At 73.3% G+C, this 23,653-nt stretch carries 19 protein-coding genes; 12 read left to right on the forward strand and 7 right to left on the reverse strand.

The genetic code is table 11. The features are described from left to right. The first annotated feature begins 5 nt into the window (after positions 1 to 5). Both ctaD and ctaF read left to right on the forward strand, forming a co-directional pair. The gene (ctaD, locus tag IE94_RS0112355; protein WP_471544490.1) at positions 6 to 1,682 is read left to right on the forward strand and encodes an aa3-type cytochrome oxidase subunit I; all 1,677 of its coding nucleotides are present in this window, start codon (positions 6 to 8) and stop codon (positions 1,680 to 1,682) included. After that, the gene (gene ctaF / locus IE94_RS0112360; RefSeq protein ID WP_030182453.1) at positions 1,679 to 2,089 is read left to right on the forward strand and encodes an aa3-type cytochrome oxidase subunit IV; all 411 of its coding nucleotides are present in this window, start codon (positions 1,679 to 1,681) and stop codon (positions 2,087 to 2,089) included. The genes ctaD and ctaF overlap by 4 nt, the downstream gene beginning before the upstream one ends. On the opposite strand, the gene qcrB is transcribed toward ctaF, so the two are convergent. After that, entirely contained in the window at positions 2,065 to 3,726 is a 1,662-nt protein-coding gene (gene qcrB, locus IE94_RS0112365) for a cytochrome bc1 complex cytochrome b subunit (RefSeq protein ID WP_030182455.1), read from the reverse strand. The genes ctaF and qcrB overlap by 25 nt on opposite strands. Positions 3,727 to 3,884: 158 nt before the next feature. Continuing rightward, positions 3,885 to 4,244 carry a DUF6479 family protein gene (locus tag IE94_RS0112370; protein ID WP_030182458.1) on the reverse strand — a complete coding sequence of 120 codons (360 nt, stop codon included), beginning with the start codon at positions 4,242 to 4,244 and terminating at the stop codon, positions 3,885 to 3,887. 125 nt (positions 4,245 to 4,369) lie between these two features. Between IE94_RS0112370 and IE94_RS0112375 the strand changes: the two genes are divergently transcribed. The 4 genes from IE94_RS0112375 (at position 4,370) to IE94_RS0112390 (ending at position 9,594) form a co-directional block, all read left to right on the forward strand. Further along, positions 4,370 to 4,747, forward strand: a complete 378-nt coding sequence (locus IE94_RS0112375) for a four-helix bundle copper-binding protein (RefSeq protein WP_030182460.1) — start codon at positions 4,370 to 4,372, stop codon at positions 4,745 to 4,747. Positions 4,748 to 4,787: 40 nt separating this feature from the next. Beyond that, positions 4,788 to 5,690 carry an oxygenase MpaB family protein gene (locus IE94_RS0112380; RefSeq protein WP_030182463.1) on the forward strand — a complete coding sequence of 301 codons (903 nt, stop codon included), beginning with the start codon at positions 4,788 to 4,790 and terminating at the stop codon, positions 5,688 to 5,690. Between the two features lie 21 nt (positions 5,691 to 5,711). Further along, positions 5,712 to 7,952: a serine/threonine-protein kinase gene (locus tag IE94_RS0112385; RefSeq protein ID WP_030182466.1), complete on the forward strand. Its 2,241-nt coding sequence runs from the start codon at positions 5,712 to 5,714 to the stop codon at positions 7,950 to 7,952. Positions 7,953 to 8,013: 61 nt separating this feature from the next. Next, positions 8,014 to 9,594: a phytoene desaturase family protein gene (locus IE94_RS0112390; RefSeq protein ID WP_051777445.1), complete on the forward strand. Its 1,581-nt coding sequence runs from the start codon at positions 8,014 to 8,016 to the stop codon at positions 9,592 to 9,594. On the opposite strand, the gene IE94_RS0112395 is transcribed toward IE94_RS0112390, so the two are convergent. After that, entirely contained in the window at positions 9,591 to 11,366 is a 1,776-nt protein-coding gene (locus IE94_RS0112395) for a serine hydrolase domain-containing protein (protein ID WP_030182469.1), read from the reverse strand. The genes IE94_RS0112390 and IE94_RS0112395 overlap by 4 nt on opposite strands. Positions 11,367 to 11,538: 172 nt before the next feature. Between IE94_RS0112395 and IE94_RS0112400 the strand changes: the two genes are divergently transcribed. From IE94_RS0112400 to IE94_RS0112420, 5 genes are all read left to right on the forward strand, one after another. Then, entirely contained in the window at positions 11,539 to 13,038 is a 1,500-nt protein-coding gene (locus tag IE94_RS0112400; RefSeq protein WP_030182471.1) for an acyl-CoA synthetase, read from the forward strand. A 281-nt stretch (positions 13,039 to 13,319) separates the two neighbouring features. Beyond that, positions 13,320 to 13,562: a DUF397 domain-containing protein gene (locus IE94_RS0112405; protein WP_030182473.1), complete on the forward strand. Its 243-nt coding sequence runs from the start codon at positions 13,320 to 13,322 to the stop codon at positions 13,560 to 13,562. Positions 13,563 to 13,645: 83 nt separating this feature from the next. Continuing rightward, a complete protein-coding gene (locus tag IE94_RS0112410) occupies positions 13,646 to 14,548 on the forward strand; it encodes a universal stress protein (protein WP_030182475.1) in 903 nt (300 codons plus the stop codon). A gap of 36 nt (positions 14,549 to 14,584) precedes the next feature. Then, entirely contained in the window at positions 14,585 to 15,190 is a 606-nt protein-coding gene (locus tag IE94_RS0112415) for an ABATE domain-containing protein (protein WP_030182476.1), read from the forward strand. Between the two features lie 58 nt (positions 15,191 to 15,248). Further along, the gene (locus IE94_RS0112420) at positions 15,249 to 15,746 is read left to right on the forward strand and encodes a hypothetical protein (protein WP_003971896.1); all 498 of its coding nucleotides are present in this window, start codon (positions 15,249 to 15,251) and stop codon (positions 15,744 to 15,746) included. A 21-nt stretch (positions 15,747 to 15,767) separates the two neighbouring features. Here the strand turns inward: IE94_RS0112420 and IE94_RS0112425 are convergent, their stop codons facing one another. Beyond that, positions 15,768 to 17,705 carry an N-acetylmuramoyl-L-alanine amidase gene (locus tag IE94_RS0112425; RefSeq protein WP_051777448.1) on the reverse strand — a complete coding sequence of 646 codons (1,938 nt, stop codon included), beginning with the start codon at positions 17,703 to 17,705 and terminating at the stop codon, positions 15,768 to 15,770. 291 nt (positions 17,706 to 17,996) lie between these two features. Further along, complete coding sequence (locus IE94_RS0112430) at positions 17,997 to 19,139, reverse strand: aminoglycoside phosphotransferase family protein (protein ID WP_030182480.1); 1,143 nt, start codon at positions 19,137 to 19,139, stop codon at positions 17,997 to 17,999. Positions 19,140 to 19,437: 298 nt separating this feature from the next. Here IE94_RS0112430 and IE94_RS0112435 point away from each other — a divergent pair, with 298 nt between their 5' ends. Next, on the forward strand, positions 19,438 to 20,946 hold the full coding sequence (locus tag IE94_RS0112435) for a DNA-binding protein NsdB (RefSeq protein ID WP_030182482.1): 1,509 nt from the start codon (positions 19,438 to 19,440) through the stop codon (positions 20,944 to 20,946). A gap of 35 nt (positions 20,947 to 20,981) precedes the next feature. Here the strand turns inward: IE94_RS0112435 and IE94_RS0112440 are convergent, their stop codons facing one another. Together IE94_RS0112440 and IE94_RS0112445 are read right to left on the reverse strand one after the other, a co-directional pair. Further along, positions 20,982 to 22,280 (reverse strand): PAS domain-containing protein, encoded by a 1,299-nt coding sequence (locus tag IE94_RS0112440; protein WP_030182484.1) that lies wholly within the window; start codon positions 22,278 to 22,280, stop codon positions 20,982 to 20,984. A gap of 273 nt (positions 22,281 to 22,553) precedes the next feature. Then, complete coding sequence (locus tag IE94_RS0112445; protein WP_030182487.1) at positions 22,554 to 23,573, reverse strand: Gfo/Idh/MocA family protein; 1,020 nt, start codon at positions 23,571 to 23,573, stop codon at positions 22,554 to 22,556. Positions 23,574 to 23,653: the final 80 nt, after the last annotated feature.

Genomic DNA, 23,653 nt, shown 5'->3' on the forward strand with positions numbered 1-23,653 from the left:
GCCGCATGGCGGTGGACAGAAGGACCGAGTCGCCGCGCCGGACACCGGCCCGGCAGCGGACGAACCGCACGCTGGGCCGCGCGCTGGTGCGGTGGGCCACGACGACCGATCACAAGGTGATCGGTCACCTCTACCTGGCGACATCGTTCGGCTTCTTCCTCCTCGGCGGCGTCCTGGCCATGCTGATGCGCAGTGAACTCGCCAGGCCCGGACTGCAGTTGTTCAGCAACGAGCAGTACAACCAGCTGTTCACCGTGCACGGCACCATCATGATGCTGCTGTTCGCGACCCCGCTGTTCGCCGGGTTCACCAACGTCATCATGCCCCTTCAGATCGGCGCCCCCGACCTGGCGTTCCCCCGGCTGAACGCGCTGTCGTACTGGATGTACCTCTTCGGCGGCCTGATGGTGGTGGCGGGTTTCCTGACGCCCGGCGGAGCGGCCTCGTTCGGCTGGTTCGCCTACGCACCGCTGAACAGCGCCACCTTCAGCCCGGGCCCGGGCGGTGACCTGTGGACGATGGGCCTGGTGGTGAGCGGTGTGTCGACCACGCTCAGCGCCGTCAACTTCATCACCACCATCATCTGCCTGCGCGCCCCCGGCATGACCATGTTCCGGATGCCGATCTTCACCTGGAACATCCTGTTCACGTCGATCCTGGTGCTGCCGGCCTTCCCCGTGCTCACCGCCGCGCTGCTGATGCTCGAGGCCGACCGCAAGTTCGGCGCGCACGTCTTCGACGCGGCGAACGGCGGGGCGCTGTTGTGGCAGCACCTGTTCTGGTTCTTCGGCCATCCCGAGGTGTACATCGTCGCGCTGCCGTTCTTCGGCATCGTCACCGAGATCATCCCGGTCTTCAGCCGCAAGCCGATCTTCGGCTACGTCAGCCTGGTCGGCGCCACCATCGCCATCACCATGCTCTCCGCGGTGGTGTGGGCCCACCACATGTTCGCCACCGGCGCCGTGCTGCTCCCGTTCTTCTCCCTCATGTCGTTCCTCATCGCCGTGCCGACCGGGGTGAAGTTCTTCAACTGGATCGGCACGATGATGCGCGGCTCGCTCTCCTTCGAGACCCCCATGCTGTGGGCGTGCGGCTTCCTCGTGACATTCCTGCTCGGCGGCATGAGCGGCGTCCTCATCGCCTCCCCGCCCCTGGACTTCCACCTGACCGACTCGTACTTCATCGTCGCCCACCTGCACTACGTGCTGTTCGGCACGGTCGTCTTCGCGATGTTCGCCGGTTTCTACTTCTGGTGGCCGAAGTTCACCGGCAAACTGCTCGACGAACGCCTCGGGAAGATCCACTTCTGGACCCTCTTCATCGGCTTCCAGACCACCTTCCTCGTCCAGCACTGGCTCGGCGAACAGGGCATGCCGCGCCGCTACGCCGACTACCTGGCCGCGGACGGCTTCACCACGCTGAACACCGTCAGCTCCATCGGCGCCTTCCTCCTCGGGCTCTCCACCCTGCCGTTCCTCTACAACGTGTGGCGCACCCACCAGTACGGCGAGAAGGTCGGGCAGGACGACCCCTGGGGCTACGGCCGTTCACTCGAATGGGCCACCAGCAGCCCGCCGCCGCGCCACAACTTCACGTCGCTGCCCCGGATCCGCTCCGAGTCCCCGGCCTTCGACCTGCACCACCCCGACATCACCCGACACGACCAGAGGCATGTGCAGTGAGGACCGAATCCCGTCTGTTCACCGGTGTGGCGGTCTTCTTCGGTGCCGAGGCGGCACTCTACGGCTGGTGGTCGCGCGAACCCGCCGGCACCGCCGCGCTCGTCATCGCCTTCCTCATGGCCGCGCTCGTCGCGTTCTTCCTGCGCGTGCAGTACCGCAGGCGCGGTCTGCGGGCGCAGGACCGCGGTGCGGGCGAGGTCGTGGACACCGCGGGACCGGTCGACTTCTTCCCGCCGCGCAGCTCCTGGCCGATCACGATCGCGCTGGCCGCCGTGGTCCTCGCGTTCGGCGTCGTCTTCGGCCTGTGGCTGGCGCTGATCGGCTTCGGCCTGCTCGCCATGGGGGTCGGCGGACTGGTCTTCCAGTACGCCGACCGGGGTGTTCAGCGCTCCGGTTCGCCCGAGTAGGCGTCCCGTTCCGCTGCTTCCGCCGCTTCCGCCGGCGGCCGCTCCGGCAACCGTTCCGGCTCCGGCTCCCCGGCCTCGACCCGGTCGCCGTAGTACCACTCGCTCAGCGTCGCGCGCAGTCGGCCCACGTGAGGGGCATCGCCCTCCTTCGCGGACGGCGTGAGCGGCTCGGGCTGCCTGCGCGCCGCCCGCAGCACATGACGCTCCTCGGGGTCGAGGGGCGCGTGGCTCTCGGCGTAGCCGCCCGCGAGGGACTGGTGCACCTCGCCCGTCTCCTCGCCCTCGGTCAGGCGCTCGCGGTCGCGCTCCTGAAGGGCCAGGCAGACGCGCTTGGTCACCACGAAGGCCAGCGGCGGCGCCAGCACCAGAGCCACGCGGAAGATCCAGGTGAGCAGGTTCAGCGAGACGTGGAAGGTGTGGGCGAGGATGTCGTTCCCGCCGGCCAGCAGCAGCACACCGTAGAAGACGATCGCGGCGACGCCGAGCCCGGTGCGCACCGGCCTGTCCCGGGGCCGGTCGCACAGGTGGTGTTCCTCGTGGTCGCCCGTCACCCACCGCTCGAAGAACGGGTAGGCGTACAGCACCGTGAACAGGGCGCCCGGCAGCAGGACCGCCGGCACCAGCACGTTCCACATGACGGTGTGGCCCGCCACCGCCGTCTCGAACGGAGGCATCAGCCGCAGCGAGCCCTCCAGGAACCCGACGTACCAGTCCGGCTGCGAACCCGTGGAGACGACGTCGGGGCGGTAGGGGCCGTACGTCCAGATCGGGTTGATCTCGGCCACCGCCGCCAGCACGGTCAGGAGACCGAAGACCATGAAGAACAGGCCGGTGGAGTTCGTCATGAACTGCGGGAACATCGGCTTGCCCACCGCGTTGCGCTCGGTGCGCCCGCGACCCGCCCAGTGGGTGTGCTTCAGGTAGAACACCAGGATCAGATGGGCCGTGACCAGCGCGACCAGCAGCGCGGGGAGCAGCAGGATGTGCACCGAGTACAGCCGCGGCACGATGTCGTGGCCGGGATACTCGCCGCCGAAGACGAACATGCTGATGTACGTCCCCACCACCGGAAGGGACAGCATGATCCCCTGCGCGATGCGCAGCCCCGTCCCGGACAGCAGGTCGTCCGGGAGCGAGTAGCCGGCGAAGCCCTCGGCGAGCGCCAGCACGAACAGCGTGACACCGATCAGCCAGTTGACCTCACGCGGTCGGCGGAACGCCCCGGTGAAGAAAATCCGCAGCAGGTGCACCCCGATGGCCGACAGGAACACCAGGGACGACCAGTGGTGCACCTGCCGGATCAGCAGCCCGCCGCGCACGTCGAAACTGATGTCCAGGGTCGAGCGGTACGCCTCCGACATGCTCATGCCCAGTAGGGGTTCGTGCGAGCCGTCGTAGACGACCTCCGTCATCGAGGGCTTGAAGAACAGCGTCAGCCAGACGCCGGTCAGCAGCAGCACGACGAAGCTGTACAGGGCGATCTCGCCCAGCAGGAACGACCAGTGCTCGGGGAAGGCCTTGCGCAGCAGCCCCCCGCCCTCGGAGACGGGGAGCCGCCCGTCGGCCCAGTTGACGGTGTGTTCGCCCGCGTGACGGGCCCGCGCAGCGGCGCGGGCCCTGCTCCTCTGCAACAGCACGGCGCATGGGTTCCCCACCGCCGGTGCCGGAAACTACACCCCGCGCGGGTGCCGTCACCCTCCGGCTTGCCCCTCCGCCCTCCGGCGTGTCCCGCAGGCCCACCCGGCGGCCGGATCCGCGCCACGGCACCTCGCGCGGGTCGGCGTCCGCCCGGAGGTCAGCGTCCGCCCGGCCCGCCGCTGCCGAAGGAGCCACTGCTGCCCTCGTCCCAGCGGGGCCGCTTCTGGTCGGAGGCGGTACGGCTGCCCTGGTGCCCCATCTCGTGCGGCAGCGTCCGCTCGTCGCGCCGCGGCATCTCGTCGGGCTCCCGACGCTCCCGCTCCTCATGGACGGGACCGTCGTCGGGCATACGGGGCTGCTCCTCGGGGCGCGGGGGCGGCGGCTCCCGGCGCTTCTGCCGGCTGCCGAAGGCGAACGCGCCGATCAGTACGGCCACCACCACCACGGCAGCGACGATCAGCCAGACGGCGAATGCGCCGGAGCCGCCCGCGGCCAGGTCCATCCATGCGTTGGTCATGGAGCGCGGGTACCCCCGGCCCGCCCGGCCAACCTGCTCACCCAGGCCGGCGGCACCCGCGTCGCAGGCCCCGGAAACAACGGGCCCGGCGGTTTGGCGCCGCAACCGGCGGCAACCCGCGCGGTGTGACATCGACGACGACTTCCCAGCAGGAACTGTTCCGTTTCCTCGAGGACCGCTTCGCCTGCGCACAGGCGTGCACCGAGTGCGCCCGGGCCTGCGCCCTGCGGGCGAGCCTCGTGGACCCGGACGGGACCGAGAACCAGGAACTCGTACGGCGCAGGGGCATCATGTGCGCGGAGGTCTGCGACGCGACCTGCCGGGTGCTGTCCGAGCAGAACCAGGTGGACGAGTCCGCCATCCGCGCCCAACTGGAGTGGTGCCGCCAGGTGTGCCTGGAGAGCGCGCACGTCTTCGACGGCCACCCGGGCGCCGAGGAGAGCGCCCGCGCCTGCCGCGACTGCGCCCGCGCCTGTGGAGAGTTCCTCGCCACCCTGCGCTGAGGCCTGGGATCCGGCCGCGCGGGGGCATTAGCCTGCCGCCATGACGGCGACGCGGACGAACGCCGACCCCGGGCTCTTCGGCCCCGACTCGGTGACCTGGCAGGCGCACGGCGACCCGATGATGTGGGTGGCCGGCATCCGTGCGCTCTACCTCCAGGCCCTCCACCCGCGCGCCGTGCGCGGCGTGATGCAGAACAGCGACTTCCGGCGCGACGCCTGGGGCCGGCTCATGCGCACCGCGGGCTTCGTCGGCACCACGACGTACGGCACCACCGAGGCCGCCGAGCGGGCCGGTGCCCGGGTACGGAAGATCCACCGCATGCTCGGCGCCACGGACCCGGCGACGGGCGAGCGCTACGGCGTCGACGAACCCGCCCTGCTGCTGTGGGTGCACTGCGCCGAGATCGGCTCCTACCTGCACGTCCTGCGCCGCTCCGGATTCCCGCTCACCGACGCGCACGCCGACCGCTACCTCGCCGAACACCGGCACAGCGCCCGTCTCGTCGGCCTCGACCCCGGCTCCGTACCCGCGAACCGCGCCGAACTGGCGGCCTACTTCGCGGGGGTACGGCCCGAACTGGCCGCGGGAGCGGACGCGCACGAGGTGGACGACTTCCTGCTCCGCCCGCCCACGCACCCGCTCCTGGTCCCGGCCCGCGCGCTGCTGTGGCGACGGGTCGCCCGTCTCGCGTACGACTCCCTGCCGCCGTACGCGCACGAGCTCTACGGCAGACCCGCGCCCCCGCCCGCCACCGTCACCCGCCGACTGTGCGCCACGGGCACCCTGCTGCGCCGGATCCCCGCGCGTGTGCGCTGGCAGCTGCCGCCCCGGCACATCCTGCGCGCCATGGAACGGCTCGGCCCGGGCGCACGCCCCGCGCCATACAAAATCGGACGACAAGCGGCCATACTGGACCGGCCAGGGGAGGGCGCGGCGGACTGAACCACGGGGGCGGGCGAAGTCATGGGGGACAGCACGCTGATCCAGGGCCGATACCGGCTGCTCGAGAGGATCGGACGCGGCGGCATGGGCGAGGTGTGGCGGGCGCGCGACGAGTCACTGGGCCGTCGCATAGCCGTCAAGTGCCTCAAACCACTGGGGACGCAGCACGACCACTCCTCCACCCGCGTCCTGCGGGAGAGATTCCGGCGCGAGGCCCGGGTGGCCGCCGCGCTCCAGCACCGCGGGGTGACCGTCGTCCACGACTTCGGCGAGTGGGACGGCGTGCTCTTCCTGGTCATGGAGCTGCTGGAGGGACACGACCTGAGCCGGCTCCTGGAGGACAACAAGGGCCACCCGCTGCCCGTCGCCGACGTCGTCGACATCGCCGAACAGGTCGCCTCCGCGCTCGCCCACACCCACGAGCAGGGCATCGTCCACCGCGACCTCAAGCCGGCGAACATCGTGCGGACCGCTGACGGCACCGTGAAGATCTGCGACTTCGGCATCGCCCGGCTGGGCCACGACGCGGGCTTCACCGCCCGGCTGACCGGCACCGGCATCGCCATGGGCACCCCGCACTACATGTCGCCCGAACAGATCGGCGGCGAGGAGGTCGACCGGCGCAGCGACCTGTACTCCCTGGGCTGCGTGCTGTACGAGATCGCCACCGGTGCCCCGCCGTTCGACCTCGACGACGCCTGGGCGATCCTCGTCGGCCACCGCGACACCGAGCCCGAGGCGCCCCGTTCCCGACGCGCCGAACTGCCCGGCTACCTGGACCGGATCATCCTGGACCTGCTGGCCAAACGGCCCGAACAGCGCCCGGACGACGCGCGCGAACTGGGCCGCAGGATCACCGCCGGACGCGCGGAAGGGGTGCCGGTGCCGGCCCTGGCGACCGCCCGGCCGCGGACGCCTCGGCCCCAGCCGGTCGCGGGCCGCGCCGGGCTGCCGTCCTGGACGCGCGGCATGACCACCGGTCACAAGGCGACCGGCACCGGCCCGCGCGCCACGCCCCCGGACCCCGGGGCGGGCCTGTCCGGCGTGTGGATCCCGCGGCCCGGGGTTGAGCGTCCCGCCGGCGCCCGGACCCCGGAACCCGTCGCGGGTGAGGGGCCGGACCCGGCGTCCGAGACCGTCGCCGGGCTGGCCGAGCGCCACAGAACGGGGCTGAGCCTGGGGCGGCTCGGCCGCTGGGAGGAGGCCGGCGAGGTGCACCGCTCGGTCGCCGCCGAGCGCGAACGCCTGCTCGGCCCCGACCACCCCGACACGCTCGCCAGCCGCTACGAGGCCGCCTTCACCCTCGGCCGCACCGGCCGTGCCGCCGAGGCGCTGCGCGCGTACAAGGGCGTCGCCGAGGCCAGGATCAGGACTTTGGGCGCCGATCACGCCGACACCCTCGCCGTCCGCCAGGAGATGGCCTTCACCCTGAGCCGGCTGGGCCGCCACACCGACGCCCATCAGGTGTACACCTCGGTGCTGACCGCCCGCGAGCGCACCATGGGCGCCGACCATCCCGACACCCTGCGCTGCCGGCACAACCTCGCCTCCAACCTCGGGCGGCTCGGCCGGACCGAGGACGCCCACCGGACGGCCCGCGAGGTGGCCGCGGTCCGGGCCCGCGTGCTCGGCCCCGAGCACCCCGACACCCTCGTCACCCGCTACGAGGTGGCCTACGAACTGGGGCGGCTGGACCGCTGGCAGGAGGCCCTGGCGACCTACCGCGAGATCGCCGCGGCCCGGTCGAGAGCGCTCGGCCCCGACCACCCCGACACGCTCGCCGCCCGCTACGAGACGGGCGTCGCCCTGGGTCGCCTCGGCCGCTGCGCCGAAGCGCTGGGCGTGTACGAGCGGCTGATCGACGACCGCGCCCGCGCCCAGGGACCCGAGCACCCCGAGACCCTGCGCGCCCGGCACGGCCTGGGCGTCAACCTCGGCAGGCTGGGCCGCTGGGAGGAGGCCCTGGCCGAAGCGCGCCAGGTGTGCGCGGTCCGCGCCCGCGTCCTGGGCCCGGACCACCCCGACACCCTGGTCAGCCACCGCGAGGTCGCCGTCGCCCTGGGCCGGCTCGGACACTGGTCGCCCGCCCTGACCGAGTACCGCCTGGTCGCCGCCGCCCGCGAACGGGCGATGGGCCCCGGCCACCCCGACACCCTCGTCGCACGCGACGACGAGGCCCACTGTCTGGAGCAGCTCGGCCGCGCCGCCGAGGCCGCCGAGCTCCACCGCAGGGCAGCGGCACTGCGCGGGGCCGCATGCTGACCGCGCACGGGGGCGCGACGGCGGGCTGGTCGCCCCCGGCCGGGCCGTGTTACCAAGAGCCATGACGACCCCGCCCCGCACCTCCCGCACCTTTGACGTCGTCGTGGTCGGCGGCGGCCACAACGGCCTGGTCGCCGCCGCCTATCTGGCCCGGGCCGGACGCTCCGTGCTGGTCCTGGAACGGCTGGACCACACCGGCGGGGCGGCCGTGTCCACCCGGCCGTTCGCCGGGGTCGACGCACGGCTGTCGCGCTACTCGTACCTGGTCAGCCTGCTGCCCAGGAAGATCGTGCGGGACCTCGGCCTGGACTTCCGGGTGCGGGCGCGCACCGTCTCCTCCTACACGCCCGTCGAGCGCGCCGGGCGGCCCACCGGGCTCCTCGTCGGGGGCGGCGAGCGCCGCACCCGCGAGTCCTTCGCCCGGCTGACCGGTTCGGAGCAGGAGTACGCCGCCTGGCAGCGCTTCTACGCCATGACCGGCCATGTGGCCCAGCGGGTCTTCCCCACCCTCACCGAACCCCTGCCCACCCGGGACGAACTGCGCCGCCGGGTCGACGACGAGAGGGCCTGGCGGGCCCTGTTCGAGGAGCCGGTCGGCGTCGCCGTCGAGGAGCACTTCGCCGACGACCTGGTCCGGGGCGTCGCCCTCACCGACGCGCTGATCGGCACCTTCGCCGACGCCCACGACCCCTCGCTGGTCCAGAACCGCTGCTTCCTCTACCACGTCATCGGTGGCGGCACCGGCGCCTGGGACGTGCCGGTCGGCGGCATGGGCGCCCTCACCGACGCGCTGGCGGACACGGCCCGCGCCGCCGGTGCCGTGCTCGCCACCGGTCACGAGGCGGTGCGGATCGACACGGACGGGCACACGGCCGAGGTCACCCACCGCTCGGCCGACGGCGAGCACGTCGCCGCCGCCCGCCACGTCCTGGTCAACGCCTCCCCGCGGGAACTGGCGGCGCTCACGGGCCAGGCGCCGCCCCCGCCGGCCGAGGGCGCCCAGCTCAAGGTGAACATGCTGCTGACCCGGCTCCCGCGGCTGCGCGACCCCGAGACCGACCCGCGCGAGGCCTTCGCCGGCACCTTCCACATCGCCGAGGGCTACGGCCAATTGGCCGACGCGCACGCCCGCGCGACCGCCGGGGAACTGCCCGAGGCGCCGCCCTGCGAGATCTACTGCCACTCGCTGACCGACCCGACGATCCTCGCCCCCGACCTGGCCGCCCGGGGCATGCACACCTTCACCCTGTTCGGCCTGCACACCCCGGCCCGCCTCTTCGCCCGGGACAACGACGCCGTACGCGAGGAACTGCTGAAGTCGACCCTCGCCCAGCTCGACGCCCACCTCGCCGAGCCCCTCGCGGACTGCCTGGCGACCGACGCCGACGGGCGGCCCTGCATCGAGGCCAGGTCGCCGCTCGACCTGGAACGCGACCTGCGCCTGCCCGGCGGGAACATCTTCCACCGCGAGCTGTCCTGGCCCCACGCCCAGGAGGGCACCGGCCACTGGGGAGTGGAGACCGGGCAGGCGAACGTCCTGCTGTGCGGCGCGGGCGCCGTGCGCGGGGGAGGGGTCAGCGGGGTGCCGGGCCACAACGCGGCGATGGCGGTGCTGGACGGGACCGGGTACGGGGCCCGCTAGTCGGCCGACGCCGTCCACCCCATCGTCCCCACACGGGCCGCGTCCGCCGGGCGCGCGTCGTGGAACAGGACGTCGCCGGCCGCCTCCACGCGCAGCCCGTCGACGTACGCCCCGCGGCCCACGTACAGCCGGTCGGTCGTGTACCGCCAGCGCAGGGTGAGGCCGCGGGCGGCCGGGAGGTCGGCGCCCAGCCGGTGCCAGACGCGCCCCGACCAGCCGGTGGCCGAGCCCTGCGGATGCTCGCGGGGAGCCTCGCCGCGGCGCGTCGTGGTGAACGGGACCGGCCGCCACCCGGCGCCGCCGTCGGTCGAGACCTCCAGGACCAGCGTGTCCGACCCCGGCTCGGTGTCCCACCACAGCGCGCAGCCCAGCCGGGCCCGGCCGCCCGACGTGTCCAGCGCGGGCAGCGTGAGCGTGGCCGTGGCGGCACTCGCCGTCCCCGAGAACCACGCCGTGCGCCCGTGCGCCGGACGGACCGGCACCGCCCGTGCCAGGTTGGTGCCCGCCGCCACCCGGGGAGCCGACCCGGAACGCCAGCCGCGCACCGGGTGGACGGAGTTGCCGAGGACCACGAGGAACGAATCGGTGGTCGGGTCGAGCACCAGCGAGGTGCCCGTGAAACCGGTGTGTCCGGCCGTGCGCGGCGTCGCCATCGCACCCATGTACCAGTGCTGGTACAGCTCGAAACCGAGGCCGTGCTCGTCGCCCGGGAAGTCGGTGTTGAAGTCGGTGAACATCAGCTCCACCGACTCCGGCCGCAGGATCCGGGCCCGGCCGTAGGAGCCGCCGTTGAGCAGCGTACGGCCGAGGACCGCGAGGTCCCACGCCGAGGAGAACACCCCCGCGTGACCGGCGACGCCGCCCAGGCTGAAGGCGTTCTCGTCGTGCACCTCGCCCCACACCAGCCCCCGGTCCAGGCCGGACCAGGGCTTGCGGGCGTCCTCGGTGGCGGCGATCCCCGGCCGCCAGGAGGCGGGCGGGTTGTAGCGGGTGCGGGTGAGACCGAGGGGTTGCGTGATCTCGTCCCGCAGCAGCGCGTCCAGAGTGCGGCCGGTGACCCCCTCCAGTACCAGCTGGAGCGAGATCATGTTCAGGTCCGAGTACAGGTACGCCGTGCCGGGCGCGTTCACCGGCGCCTCGTCGTAGACGAGCTGGACCTTCTCCTCGTACGTGGGCGCGCCGTACAGCGGGATCCACGCCCGGAAGCCGGAGGTGTGCGTGAGCAGGTGACGGATCGTCACGCCCTGCTTGCCCGCCCGGCCGAAGTCCGGCAGGTACGAGGCGACCGGCGCCTCCAGCTCCAGCGCGCCCCGTTCCAGCTGCTGCACGGCGAGGATCGAGGTGAACAGCTTGGAGATCGACGCGAGGTCGAACACCGTGTCCCGGGCCATCGGGATCTGCTCACCCGCCGGGAACTCGACGCCGGTGTCGGTCGCCTCGTCGTAGGAGCGGTAGCGAACCGCCATGCCGATCGGTTCGTGCAGCGCCACCGTGCCGCCCCGGCCGGCGAGCAGCACGGCGCCCGCGTACCACGGGTGGACGGGGGACGGACCGAGGAACGCCTCGGCGTCGGTGACGAGCTGCCGCAGATGGCCCGGGAGCAGCCCGGCACCCTCGGCGGAGCCGCGCCGCAGGGTGGGGCGCCGGCCCCGGTCGGGGACGGCCGCGGCAGGCCCGGCCGCGAACGGGGCGATGGCCAGGGCACCCCCCAGGGCCAGGGCGCCGGCGCCCAGTTGACGCCGTGACCATCCGTTCGTCGCCTGACCGGCCATCGAAGAGCCTCCCGCCGCCGAAACTGAAAGTATCTTTCCCGGATCGCCGTGCGGGGTGAAACTTTCCTGTCAGCGACGGGTCGTGTCAATGGGGCGCACGCGGCCGATGCGAGGAGCCGACGGGCCGGGCACACCGCTTGACCCGCCCCCGCTACCGGCCGAGGATCAGGTCATGACGCCCGGACACGGCAGCACGGTCGACGGGGTGCTGCGGCGCAGTGCCCGACGCACTCCGGCACGCGTCGCGGTGGAGTACCGCGACCGCTCCTGGACGTACGAGGAGCTGGACACCGCGGTCTCCCGCGCGGCGAGCGTCCTGCTGGGCGAGGGACTGTCCCCCGGTGACCGGGTCGGTGCCTACGGCCACAACTCCGACGCCTACCTGATCGCGTTCCTGGCCTGCGCCCGCGCGGGCCTGGTGCACGTCCCGGTCAACCAGAACCTCACCGGCGACGACCTCGCCTACCTCGTCGGCCAGTCCGGCAGCACCCTGGTCCTCGCCGATCCCGACCTCGCCGCCCGGCTCCCCGGCGAAACCCGCGCCCTGCCGCTGCGCGACGCCGGCGACTCGCTCCTGGCCCGCCTCGCGTCGGCGCCCGCGTACGACGGCCCCGAACCGGGCGCCGAGGACCTGGTGCAACTGCTCTACACCTCCGGCACCACCGCCCTGCCCAAGGGCGCGATGATGACCCACCGGGCACTGGTGCACGAGTACCTGAGCGCCATCACCGCCCTCGACCTCGGCGCCGGAGACCGCCCCGTGCACGCGCTCCCGCTCTACCACTCGGCCCAGACCCACGTCTTCCTGCTGCCCTACCTCGCCCTCGGCGCCACCAACATCATCCTGGACGCCCCCGACGGCGACCGGCTCCTCGACCTGATCGAAGCGGGCCGCGTGGACAGCCTCTTCGCACCGCCGACCGTGTGGATCGGCCTCGCGAACCGCGCCGACTTCGCCACCCGCGACCTCGACGGCCTGCGCAAGGCCTACTACGGCGCGTCGATCATGCCGGTGCCGGTCCTGGAGCGGCTGCGCGCCCGCCTGCCGCACCTCGCCTTCTACAACTGCTTCGGCCAGAGCGAGATCGGTCCCCTCGCCACCGTCCTGGGCCCGGACGAGCACGAGGGCCGCATGGACTCCTGCGGCCGTCCCGTCCTCTTCGTCGACGCGCGCGTGGTCGACGAGGACGGCAAGGACGTGCCCGACGGCACGCCCGGCGAAGTCGTCTACCGTTCCCCGCAGTTGTGCGACGGATACTGGGACAAGCCCGAGGAGACCGAGGCGGCCTTCCGCGACGGCTGGTTCCACTCCGGCGACCTCGCCGTACGGGACGCGGACGGCTACTACACGATCGTCGACCGGGTGAAGGACGTCATCAACTCCGGTGGCGTCCTGGTGGCCTCCCGCCAGGTCGAGGACGCCCTCTACACCCACGACGCCGTCGCCGAGGCGGCCGTGATCGGCCTGCCCGACGAGCGGTGGATCGAGGCCGTCACCGCCGTCGTCGTCCCGCGCGGCGAGGTCGCCGAGGACGAGCTGATCGCGCACGTCCGCGAGCGGCTCACCGCGTTCAAGGCGCCCAAGCGGGTGCGGTTCGTGGACGCCCTGCCGCGCAACGCCAGCGGGAAGATCCTCAAGAGGGAGCTGCGGGAGCGCTTCGCCGGTTCCTGACGCCACGACCCGGTCGCGCGCCACATCGACTCCACGCCCACTCGGCCCGGGTCCTGGTCATGCCGCCGACGGCCGGGCGGCGCCGCCGCGCGAGGAGGAGCCCTGGGGCCGGGCCGGCGGCCATCCGGCGCTGCCGGGCGTGGTCCACCGGATCGCCGCCCTCCTCGGACCGGACCGATCTCCCGCGCGTCGCTTCGCGAAGCACTGTCCACATGGCCTGTCGGCCGTCCGACCCGATCGCTAGGCTGGCCGCGGACGACGACACCGGGAGGAGCACGGACGTGGCCGAAAGCACCACCCACCAGCGCCCGCTCATGGGCTGGGACAAGCCCGAGCTGGATCTCAGCAACGCGCAGTGGCAGTCCAGCAGCCGGGGCCTGGGGGATGTCCAGATCGCCTTCGTCGAGGGGTTCATCGCCATGCGGAACAGCGGCAGCCCGCAGAGCCCCTCCCTGATCTTCACCCCGGCGGAATGGGGCGCGTTCGTGTCGGGGGCGCGCGAGGGGGAGTTCGACCTCACGTAGACACCGCGGCGTGCGCCGACCGGCCGAACCCGGGTGTTCGGCCCGCCGCCGGGGGGAAGTGCGTACTCCGGAGGTGAGGACCCATGAGCACCCTGCCGGTCATCGCGGCGGTCGACGGTTCCGAGGACGGCCTGCGCGCCCTGGACTGGGCGCTCGACGCCGCACACCGGCGCGAGGCGCCCCTGAGGGTGGTGCACGTCCGCCAGTACGCCGCCTGGGCCCAGACCGACGTCCTGGTCGCCGGCCCGCCGGACACCGCCGAGGACCCCGCGCTCGACCAGGCACGCGCGCACCTCCAGGGCCGGGCCTTCGCCGTGCCGACGGAGTACGTGGGCATGGAAGGCGTACCGGGCGCCCTGCTGCCGGAACTTGGTGCCGACGCCCAGTTGCTGGTCCTCGGCTCCCGGGGCCGGGGCGGCTTCGCCGGCCTGCTGCTGGGCTCCAACGGCATGGCCGCCGCCCGCGACGCCGAGTGCCCCGTTGTCGTGGTGCCCCGCCCCGGACGCGAGGTCCACGGCGAAACACCGGCCGAACCCGGTCCGCGGGTGGTGGTCGGCCTCCACGTGGACAGTCCCGACGACGCCACCCTGTCCTTCGCCTTCACCGAGGCCCAGTCGCGCGGCGCCCGCCTCCAGGTGGTCGCCGCCTACCCCTGGCCGGTGCAGACCTGGGCCGCCGCGGGGCAGATGATGCCCCTGGTGATCGACGAGGTCTCCGTCGAGAGCGAGACGCGGGTCCTGGCCGACGGTCTGCTCGCCCCCTACCGGGGACGCCACCCCGAGGTCCGGGCCGACACCCACGTCCTGCCCGGCGACGCCGCCGGTAACCTCGTCGCCTCCTCCAGGGACGCCGACCTGGTCGTCGTCGGCCGGCACCGCCGGCGCCTGCTGGCCCCCGCCCGCATGATGGGTTCGGTCACCCACGCCGTGCTGCTGCACGCGGCGGCCCCGATCGCGGTGGTGCCGCCCACTCCCCCGGAGGAGTGAGACCCGGCCCCGCCCGGCGTGCCTATCATCGGCCCCATGCAGCAGGACTCTCCCGGCACGGACACCCGGCTCGCGCTCGACCTGGCACTGACCGTCCGGCACGACGGGCACGGCCAGGTCGCCGACGACCTGGCCGACCCCGCGGGACTCACCGCCTGGGTCCTGGCGCACCCCGGAGTGGTCCCGGACACCGAGGCCTTCGTGGCCGACGCGTCCGCCCTGGCCGCCGTACGGGACGTACGGGCCGCCGCCCGCGCCCTCTTCGCCCGCGCCGTTCGCCCCGGCAGGCCGAGCCCCGCCGACGCAGCCCGGCTGCTGCCCGTGCCGGAGGCCCTGCGGCGCCTGAACGAGGCCGCCGCCCGTACCCCCACGGTCCCCGTCCTGGCCTGGTCCGAAGCCGCCGAGCCCGTCGTGCGCGCCGCACCCGCGCAGGGCACGCGGGCCGACCTCGCCGCCGCCCTCGCGCAGGCCGTGATCGGATTCCTCGCGGGGCCCGACCGGCCGCGGCTGCGGGCCTGCCACGCACCGCGCTGCGTGCGCTACTTCCTCAAGGAGCACTCGCGCCAGGAGTGGTGCAAACCCTCCTGCGGCAACCGGGCCAGGGTGGCCCGCCACCAGGACCGGCGCCGGCGGACCGCGTAGCCCGGCCGGGCCGCCGCCCGTACGCCGTTCACCGCCCCCGGCCACGTACCATGGCGGCATGTCGTTCCTCCGCCGCCGCAGCGCCACGCCCGCCGGGCCCGACTTCGACGTACTGGCCATGGACCCGGGCGACTGGCCGGGCAACCTCGGCGCCGGTCTGCTGCCCGCGCCCGACGGCAGCTGCCAGGGCGTCTTCCTGCGCTACGACCTGTTCGGCGGCCGCGGCCCCGCGATGATCATCGGTAACCTCCCGGACGGCTCCCCGGCCCGCGAGGTCCCCGAGGGCGAGATCCCCTTCGAGGTGGCCCAGCTGCTGCTCGCCCTGGAGAACGACGAGGAGATCACGGTCGTCGGTGCCGAGGACGTCCCCGTGATGCAGGGCGACAACCTGCTCATCGTGCGCCGCCTCAAGCTCTCCGAGAGCCGGATCTCCTGCGTGCAGTTCGACCGCAGCGACGGCGTCCTGGTGACCATCGCCGCCTGGGACCGCCCCATCACCGACGACCTGTACGCCCTGCTGAAGCCGCTCCCGGCGGAGCTTTTCCAGCAGGGCTGAGGCCCGGCTCGCCGACCGGCCCTACCGCACCGCCGAGACCGTCACGTCGGCGGCGCGCACATAGGCGATCCGGTGACCGTACTGGATTTCGTAGTACTGGTCCTTGCCGGTCACCACCCGGTGGGAGGCCTCGTCGAAGGTGACCGCGTAGTAGTACTCGCCGGGCACCTTCTCACCGATCACGTACTTCTGCCCCGCGGGCAGGGTGTACGGCAGCGGCGACACCGCCTGGGCGGGCACGTCCGCCGGGTAGGCGGCCTTCTCCGGGTACGCGCGCCCGTACACCGGGACGCTCTCCAGGCCCTTCCTCGGGGCGAGCACCCGGCCCGACGCGGGCACCGCCGCCGGGTTCCCGGCCGGGTTGTGAAACCACGCCTTCTGTCCCAGGTACCAGATGGCCGTCCAGTCGCCCCAGCGGTCGGCCACCGCGTACTGCTGGCCCGTGGAGACCCGGGAGGACAGGTCGTTCACCCCGGTCGTGGGGGTGGTGCCGAGACCGATGTCCTTGATCAGCGGCGCGTTCACGTCGTGGTCGGAGTACAGCCGCACCTCGCTGGAACCGTGCGCCGCGCACGGCGTCCCCGCCGTCTCGCAGCCGGTGTACGCGGGGCGGTTGGCGTCGAAGTCGGGGCGGATCGTCACCAGGGTGGACTTCCTGCCCGCGGTCGGCTCGAAGGGGCGGCCGAGCAGCTGGAAGTAGTGCCGCCAGTCCCAGTACGGGCCCGGGTCGGTGTGCATGCCCGGGATCGTCGCCGTGGTGGTGCCCGGCACGTTGTCGTGGCCGAGGACGTGCTGCCGGTCCAGCGGAATGTCGTACTTCCGCGCCAGGTACTTCACCAGCCGCGCCGACGACCGGTACATCGCCTCCGTGTACCAGGCGTCCGGTTCGGCGAGGAAGCCCTCGTGCTCCAGGCCGATCGACCCCGCGTTGACATACCAGTTGCCCGCGTGCCAGGCCACGTCCTTGGCCTTCACATGCTGGGCGATGTGGCCGTCGGTGGAGCGCAACGTGTAGTTCCAGGACACATAGGTGGGGTCCTGGACCATGTTGAGGACCCCGTTCCAGGTGCCCTCCGTGTCGTGCACGACGATGTACCGGATGCGCTGGGAGGCCGGCCGGGCACCCAGGTCGTGGTTGCCGTAGTCGCCGTCCCCGAACTCCTCGTACGGTGCGGGGACCCACTCGCAGGACACCGACGCCGGGCACTCCGTGCCGGCGGCGGACGCGGCGCGCAGGCCCGCGTCGTCCAGCTGCGAGACGTCCGGTGCCACCTCGGGGCGGGCGGCCAGGGAGACCCGCTGGCCGGCGTCCGTGGTGCGCCGCTCACCCCTGCGGATGACCTCGTACACGTCGTCCGCGTACGCCGCCGCCGTCGCGGAGTCCTCCGCGCCCGAGAAGCGGGCCACCGACGCGTACCAGTCCGCCGGGTCGGCACTGAGCGGCTCGCCCAGGTCCCGCTGCGCGGCGGCGAGCAGCGCGGCACCGCCGGACACGTTCGCGGCCGGGTCCGTACGCAGAGCCTCGGGGCTCAGCCCGGTCAGCTCCGCGGCCCTCGGCAGCGTGGTCAGCCGGGCCGGCAGGTCGGTGGGCTCCGTGGCGGCGCCGCCCTCCGGGTGCAGTGCGGCGCGCGCGTCGTCGCCGCGCGGGTCCTCGGCGCCCTCGCCGTGGTGCGACGCCCCGGCCAGGGCCGCGCGGGCGTCGGTGAGGTGCAGCGGGCCGTAGCCGCCGGTCACACTCGGCGCGCCGCCGTGCGCGTCCCAGCGGGACTGGAGGTAGGAGACGCCGAGCAGGACGCTCTGCGGCACGTGGTACTCGGCCGCCGCGGTGGCGAACGCCCGCTGGAGGCGGTCCGGGGCGGGCGGCGCGTCCTCGGGCACGGCGGTGGACGGTGCCGCGCCGAGCAGCGGCAACAGCAGAGCCGCGGTGGCCAGGGCGGGCACGACGGGGGATCCTCGCAAAGCGGCCTCCTGTGACGGTCGGGCATGACGGGGCGTGACGGGGTGCGGGGCCGGGCGTGGGTCAGTGGTACCCGGCGGTCGGACGATCCGTCAATCATGCCGTCATGGTGGCGATTTCCCACGTCAGCAAGGGGTTCGGCGAGTTTCGTGGCGGCGGCTCGCGGGCCTGCACGGCGTCAGTGGCGTACACCAATGGCCCCTGCGCACACCCGGGTGGCGCACACGTGAAAACCGCGGTGCGTCCCCCTCGGGGGCGCACCGCGGAGCGTTGTCCTCCTGTCGGCCCTGCCGTCAGCGCGTGCCGACCGCCGCCCGCACGGCCCGCCGGGCCATCTGGCAGTCGTCGTGCAGTCGGCGCAGCAGCAGCCGCTGCTCCTCGCCGGTCGGCGCGGCACCCGGAGGGGTCGGCGCCGAAGGTGCCGCGACCGTGTCGTGCATCGAGCGCTGCACGGCCGTCTCGTAGGTACGGATCTCCCTGGTCAGTACGAGCATCAGGTTGACCAGGAAGGCGTCGCGCGCCGCCGTGCCCGTCGACTGGGCGATCTGGCTGATCTGCCGACGGGCCACCGGGGCGTCGCCGAGGACCGTCCACAGCGTCGCCAGGTCGTAGCCCGGCAGATACCAGCCCGCGTGCTCCCAGTCCACCAGCACCGGACCGGCCGGTGACATGAGCACGTTGGACAGCAGGGCGTCGCCGTGGCAGAACTGGCCCATGCCCTGGCGGCCGCCCGCGTGGGCGATGCCGTGCAGCAGCTTCTGCAGGTCGCCGAGGTCCCGGTCGGTGAGCAGGCCCAGCTCGTGGTAGCGGGAGATCCGGGCCGCGTAGTCCAGCGGGGCGTCGAAGGTGCCGGCCGGCGGCCGCCACGCGTTGAGCCGGCAGACCGCTCCGATCGCCGCCCGGATGTCCGCCCGCGGCGGGGCCTCCAGGGGGTGCCGCTGCAAGGCCGCCACCCGCCCGGGCATGCGCTCGATGACCAGCGTGCCGTTGTCCGGATCCGCCGCGATCAGCCGGGGCACCCGCACCGGGGGGCGCTGCCGGACGAACGAGCGGTACGCCCCTATCTCGTGGCGGCTGCGCTCCGCCCACGCGGGGGAGTGGTCCACTAAGCACTTGGCCACCGCGGTGCTGCGCCCGGTCGTGCCGACCAGGAGCACGGACCGCCCGCTGCGCCGCAGCACCTGCACGGGGGAGAACTCCGGGCAGATCCGGTGCACGGCGGCGATGGCCGTGCGCAGTTGGGCCCCCTGGGGGCCGGACAGGTCGATCCTTCCGCTGAGCGGCTGGGTGCCGTGCCCCGCGCCGAGCCGCGCCCTGCCGGACCCCAGCACCGGGGCCGCCGGACGCGCGGGGGCGAGATAGGGGCCGCCACCCGCCGTCGGGCGGGGGTGCAGCGAGCGCTGCGGGGCGGACACGGAGGACGATGCTGCGTACATGGGCGAGACAGATCCCTTCGTGTGCCTGCTGTGCCTGCCTGAAGAAGTACCGGTCCGGTCCAGCCCGTTCGCTGCCGGTGGGGCACCACTTCCGAAAGCCGTCGCGCCGCCCGACCGGCCGCCCGGGGCCACCCTGGGGAGTAACCCCACGGCAACCGGGTCGGGGTGGCGCATTCCTACCTGACACCCGGCCGCCCGTGGCACACCATCTGGCGCACCCTGGCGAACGGTGGCGAATAGTCGCCCGGCAACCCGCACGGAGCTACTGTCAACTCAGCCGAGAACCTGGGGGCTTGACGTGAGCGGAGAACCCAACACCCGTCTTTCGGACCTGTTCGGCCTGGCCGGCTGGTCCAAGGGCGAACTCGCGAGACTGGTCAACCGGCAGGCGGCGGCCATGGGCCACCCCCAGCTGGCGACCGACACCTCGCGGGTCCGGCGGTGGATCGACATGGGAGAGATCCCGCGCGATCCGGTGCCACGGGTGCTGGCGGCGCTGTTCACCGAGCGTCTCGGCCGTGTCGTGACCATCGAGGACCTCGGTCTGGTCCGGCACGGGCGTGCGGGGAAACGGTCACACGGCGGGAGCGAAGAGCATCCCGACGGAGTGCCGTGGGCGCCCGAGCGGACCGCGGCGGTCCTCACCGAATTCACGGGAATGGACCTCATGCTCAACCGACGCGGCTTGGTGGGCGCGGGCGCCGCGCTCGCCGCGGGCTCCGCACTCAGCAGCGCCATGCACGACTGGCTGCACACCGACCCGGCCCTGGCGGCCGACGCTCCCGACCCCCACCAACCCCTGCACGCCGACCCCGCCGGGTTCGACCGCTACGAGGCCGCCCCCATCGGGGCGCAGGAAGTGGAGGAACTGGAGCGCTCGGTCGAGGTGTTCCGCGCCTGGGACGCCGCCCGCGGCGGCGGTCTCCAGCGCAAGGCCGTGGTGGGCCAGCTCAACGAGGTGGGCGGCATGCTCGCCTACCACCACCCACCCCATCTCCAGCGGCGCCTTTGGGGCGTCGCCGCCAACCTCGCCGTCCTCGCGGGCTGGATGTCGCACGACGTCGGCCTGGAACCCACGGCCCAGAAGTACTTCGTCATCGCCGCGCACGCCGCGCGCGAGGGCGGCGACCGGCCCCGGGCGGGCGAGGCCCTGTCCCGGGCGGCCCGTCAGATGGTCCACCTGGGCAAGCCCGACGAGGCCCTCGACCTCATGAAGCTCGCCCAGTCCGGCTCCGGCGAGCAGGTACTGCCGCGCACCAAGGCCATGCTCTACACCATCGAGGCCTGGGCGCAGGCCTCCATGGGCAAGGGCCAGGCGATGCGCCGCACCCTGGGACGGGCCGAGGACCTCTTCGTCTCCGACAAGGCGGACGTGCCGCCCCCGGACTGGATGCAGACCTTCAAGGAGGAGGACCTGTACGGCATGCAGGCCCTCGCCTACCGGACGCTCGCCGAGTTCGAGCCGGGAGCCGCCGCGCATGCCCAGCACTACGCGGACAAGGCCCTGGCCCTGAGGATCGACGGCCGTCAGCGTTCGAAGATCTTCGACTACCTGTCGATGGCCTCCGCCTGCTTCATCGCCGACGACCCCGAACAGGCGGACCGGTACGCGCGCCTGGCCCTGGTGTCGATGGGGTCCAACTCCTCCCAGCGCACCTGGGACCGGCTGCGCCAGATGTACCGGCTCACCGCCGAGTACGCCGGTTACCCGAAGATCCAGGAGCTGCGGGAGGAGATCAAGCTGGCCCTGCCCAAGGCCAGGTCGCCCAAGGGGAAGGGGCCGGGCGGCAGCGTCGCGCCGGCGTAGGCGGCGACGCGCCCGGCGCGGGGCTGCCGCAGGTCTCAGGGCGTCACCCGGGCCATCAGCACACAGGCGTCCCGACGTCCCGGAATCTCGTCCAGCTCGCGTGCCACGATCCGTACGGCGTCCTGTGCGGAGCCCGTGGCGGTCAGTCGGGGGGCCAGGGAGAGGAGGTGCTCCACGGTCGCCGGTCCGAGTGCCCCGGTGTGCAGGAGCAGCAGGTCGCCCGCTTCCAGGGTCGCCTCGGCCTGCCCGGACGGCCCGTCCCGCACGGTCAGCCCACGCCCCGTTCCGCCGCGGAAGAGCAACGGGCCGGGGCCTGTGGCGTGGGCCCACGTCAGGGTGCGGGTGTCCGGCCGGAAGCCGCAGTACACGGCGCCCTCCACCGGCGGCAGGGCCGATGTGCGGAGCAACTCGGCGAGCCGGTCCCGGAGCACGGCGGGCCGGAGGCCGGCCAGCGCCAGGCCGCGCAGGGCGCCGATCAGAGCCGCGGGGCCCTGCGCCTCCGTCTCCGGGCGGCCGAAGTCGCCGACGGTGAGCAGGGTTTCGTCGTCGGAGCCGAGCGGACACGCGTCGTACCACCCGTCGTACCGAGTCCGCAGGCCCGTCGTGTACGCCGGCGGGAGCTGGGCGGCGGCCAGGTCCAGGCCGGGCCGCCCGGCCTCCGGGAATGGCAGCAGACCCTGCCAGGGCGGCGGCGGAGGGTGCCGGAGCGAGTCACGGGTCTCGCTCACCGCCCGCTGGCTGCGCCGCAGTTCGCTGACGTCCCGCAGCACCGCCCACATCGAGGCGGTACTGCCGTCGGCGTCGAGGACGGGCTCGCCCATCATGTGCACGGTGCGCACGGTTTTGTCGGGGCGCACCACGCGGAACTCGCCGTCGATGGGCCGGGCGTCGACGAGGCAGTCCGTGACCATCGCGGTGAGCTTCGGGCGGTCCTCGGTGAGGACCAGGGAAGGGAATTCGTCGAGGCTGAGCGGGACGGACGCGGGGTCGCGGCCCAGGATGCGGAAGAGTTCCCCGGACCATTCGGCCTCGTCCGTCAGCAGGTTCCACTCGGCGCTGCCGACCGGGCTGAGCAGCGAACCGGCGCGGGGCGCGGGTGCGGGGCCGTCCCTCAACTGCGCCAAGTGTGCGTCGAGGTCGGTGAGTTGGTGCAGCGCCAGATTGTACAGGGAGCGCTGCCAGCGCCCGCGGGGGTCCGTCGCGTCGTCCTGGCTGTCCCGCCGTACCGCGTCCACGTCGCCCCGCAGCCGCCGGGCCTGCGATATGAGCGCCTCGACCGAGCCGGGTCCCGGTGGCTGGGCGGCCGGGTGGTCCGCGGAGAGATGGGACGACATGACGCACTCCGATGTGCTGACGGTACGACCAAGGGGGAACCGAGGCTGGCGGAAGGACCGTTACGACTGTTGCACAGCACGCCATGCCCCGTAAGGGATTCGGCAACACACGATACGGTGGTGCTTCTGGCATATGCCACAGTCCCTCCGGGGCGACGCGGGTACGCGTTCGGCGTACCCGCGGGACGGCACAAGTCGTAGGCTCGCTACGGGACTTGGTGGGGTCCGGTGCCCCGAGGGCGTCGTCGCTCTGGTGTTCGTCGGACCCTTGTTCTATGCCGGGTCGTGGAGGGCCGGACGGGGCGCCAGTTCGACGGGCGTGCGCGCGCCGGTCTCCAACGCCCGCACCCCGGCCTCGGCGACCGCGGCGGCCGCGTACCCGTCCCAGGTGCCCGGCCCGGTGACCCGGCCCCGGCGGGTGGCGTCCACCCAGCTGCGCACCTCGCGGTCGTAGGCGTCCGCGAACCGTACGAGATAGTCCTGCGGCACCTCCTCCCGCGCGCCGCCCGCGGCCGTCACCGCCATGGCGTGCGCCGCGCCGATGCGGGCGCTGCCCGATTCGCAGACGGCCTCGCAGCGCACCTCGTAGCCGAAACCGCAGTTGACGAAGATCTCCACGTCCACCAGGGCGCCGCCCTCGGTCTCGAAGAGCACGAACTGCGGATCGAACAGGCCCTCGGGCGCACCGGCCGACGGGCGCGGACGCAGTACGGTCACCGCGCTCAGCTCCTGGCCGAGCAGCCAGCGGGCCGCGTCGATCTCGTGCGAGACGGAGCTGTTGACCAGCATCGCCGAGGTGAAGTGGGGTGGGGAGGTGACGTTGCGGTGCACACAGTGCAGCATCAGCGGACGGCCCAGCCGCCCGCCGTCCAGCAGGGACTTCAGCTGCCGGTACTCCGCGTCGTACCGCCGCATGAACCCGATCTGCGCCAGCCTCCGGCCGAGGCGCGCCTCCGCCTCCACCACTCTCAGCGCGCCCGCGGAGTCCGGCACCATGGGCTTCTCGCACAGCACCGGCAGCCCCCGGGCGAAGGCGGCCAGCAGGGCCTCCTCGTGCGCCTCGCCGGGAGAGGCGATCAGGACCGCCTCGACGCCCGGCGCCTCCAGGGCGGCCTCGACGTCCGTGTGCACGACGACCCCGCCGATGCCGCCCACGGCCTCCTTCGCCCGCTCGGCGTCGGGGTCCGCCACCGCGGCGACCCGGGCGCCGCTCACCACTCGGTCAAGACGCCGTATGTGGTCGGCCCCCATGTGCCCCGCGCCCAGGACCGCCACACCCAGTAGTTCACTCACGCCGCGCCCGCTCCTTCGCCGTCCGCCGCGCACCCGCGAGCAGCGGGTACGTGTACGGCGAACAGGCTTTCACGCCCGTC

It is taken from the genome of Streptomyces violaceorubidus (assembly GCF_000717995.1).
GTDB lineage: Bacteria > Actinomycetota > Actinomycetes > Streptomycetales > Streptomycetaceae > Streptomyces > Streptomyces violaceorubidus.

Coding starts and splice junctions, on each gene's coding strand:
- ctaD (WP_471544490.1), top strand. CDS start 6: ATGGCGGTGGACAGAAGGACCGAGTCGCCGCGCCGGACACCGGCCCGG.
- IE94_RS0112370 (WP_030182458.1), bottom strand. CDS start 4,244: ATGACCAACGCATGGATGGACCTGGCCGCGGGCGGCTCCGGCGCATTC.
- IE94_RS0112380 (WP_030182463.1), top strand. CDS start 4,788: ATGACGGCGACGCGGACGAACGCCGACCCCGGGCTCTTCGGCCCCGAC.
- IE94_RS0112385 (WP_030182466.1), top strand. CDS start 5,712: ATGGGGGACAGCACGCTGATCCAGGGCCGATACCGGCTGCTCGAGAGG.
- IE94_RS0112390 (WP_051777445.1), top strand. CDS start 8,014: ATGACGACCCCGCCCCGCACCTCCCGCACCTTTGACGTCGTCGTGGTC.
- IE94_RS0112395 (WP_030182469.1), bottom strand. CDS start 11,366: ATGGCCGGTCAGGCGACGAACGGATGGTCACGGCGTCAACTGGGCGCC.
- IE94_RS0112400 (WP_030182471.1), top strand. CDS start 11,539: ATGACGCCCGGACACGGCAGCACGGTCGACGGGGTGCTGCGGCGCAGT.
- IE94_RS0112410 (WP_030182475.1), top strand. CDS start 13,646: ATGAGCACCCTGCCGGTCATCGCGGCGGTCGACGGTTCCGAGGACGGC.
- IE94_RS0112415 (WP_030182476.1), top strand. CDS start 14,585: ATGCAGCAGGACTCTCCCGGCACGGACACCCGGCTCGCGCTCGACCTG.
- IE94_RS0112420 (WP_003971896.1), top strand. CDS start 15,249: ATGTCGTTCCTCCGCCGCCGCAGCGCCACGCCCGCCGGGCCCGACTTC.
- IE94_RS0112430 (WP_030182480.1), bottom strand. CDS start 19,139: ATGTACGCAGCATCGTCCTCCGTGTCCGCCCCGCAGCGCTCGCTGCAC.
- IE94_RS0112440 (WP_030182484.1), bottom strand. CDS start 22,280: ATGTCGTCCCATCTCTCCGCGGACCACCCGGCCGCCCAGCCACCGGGA.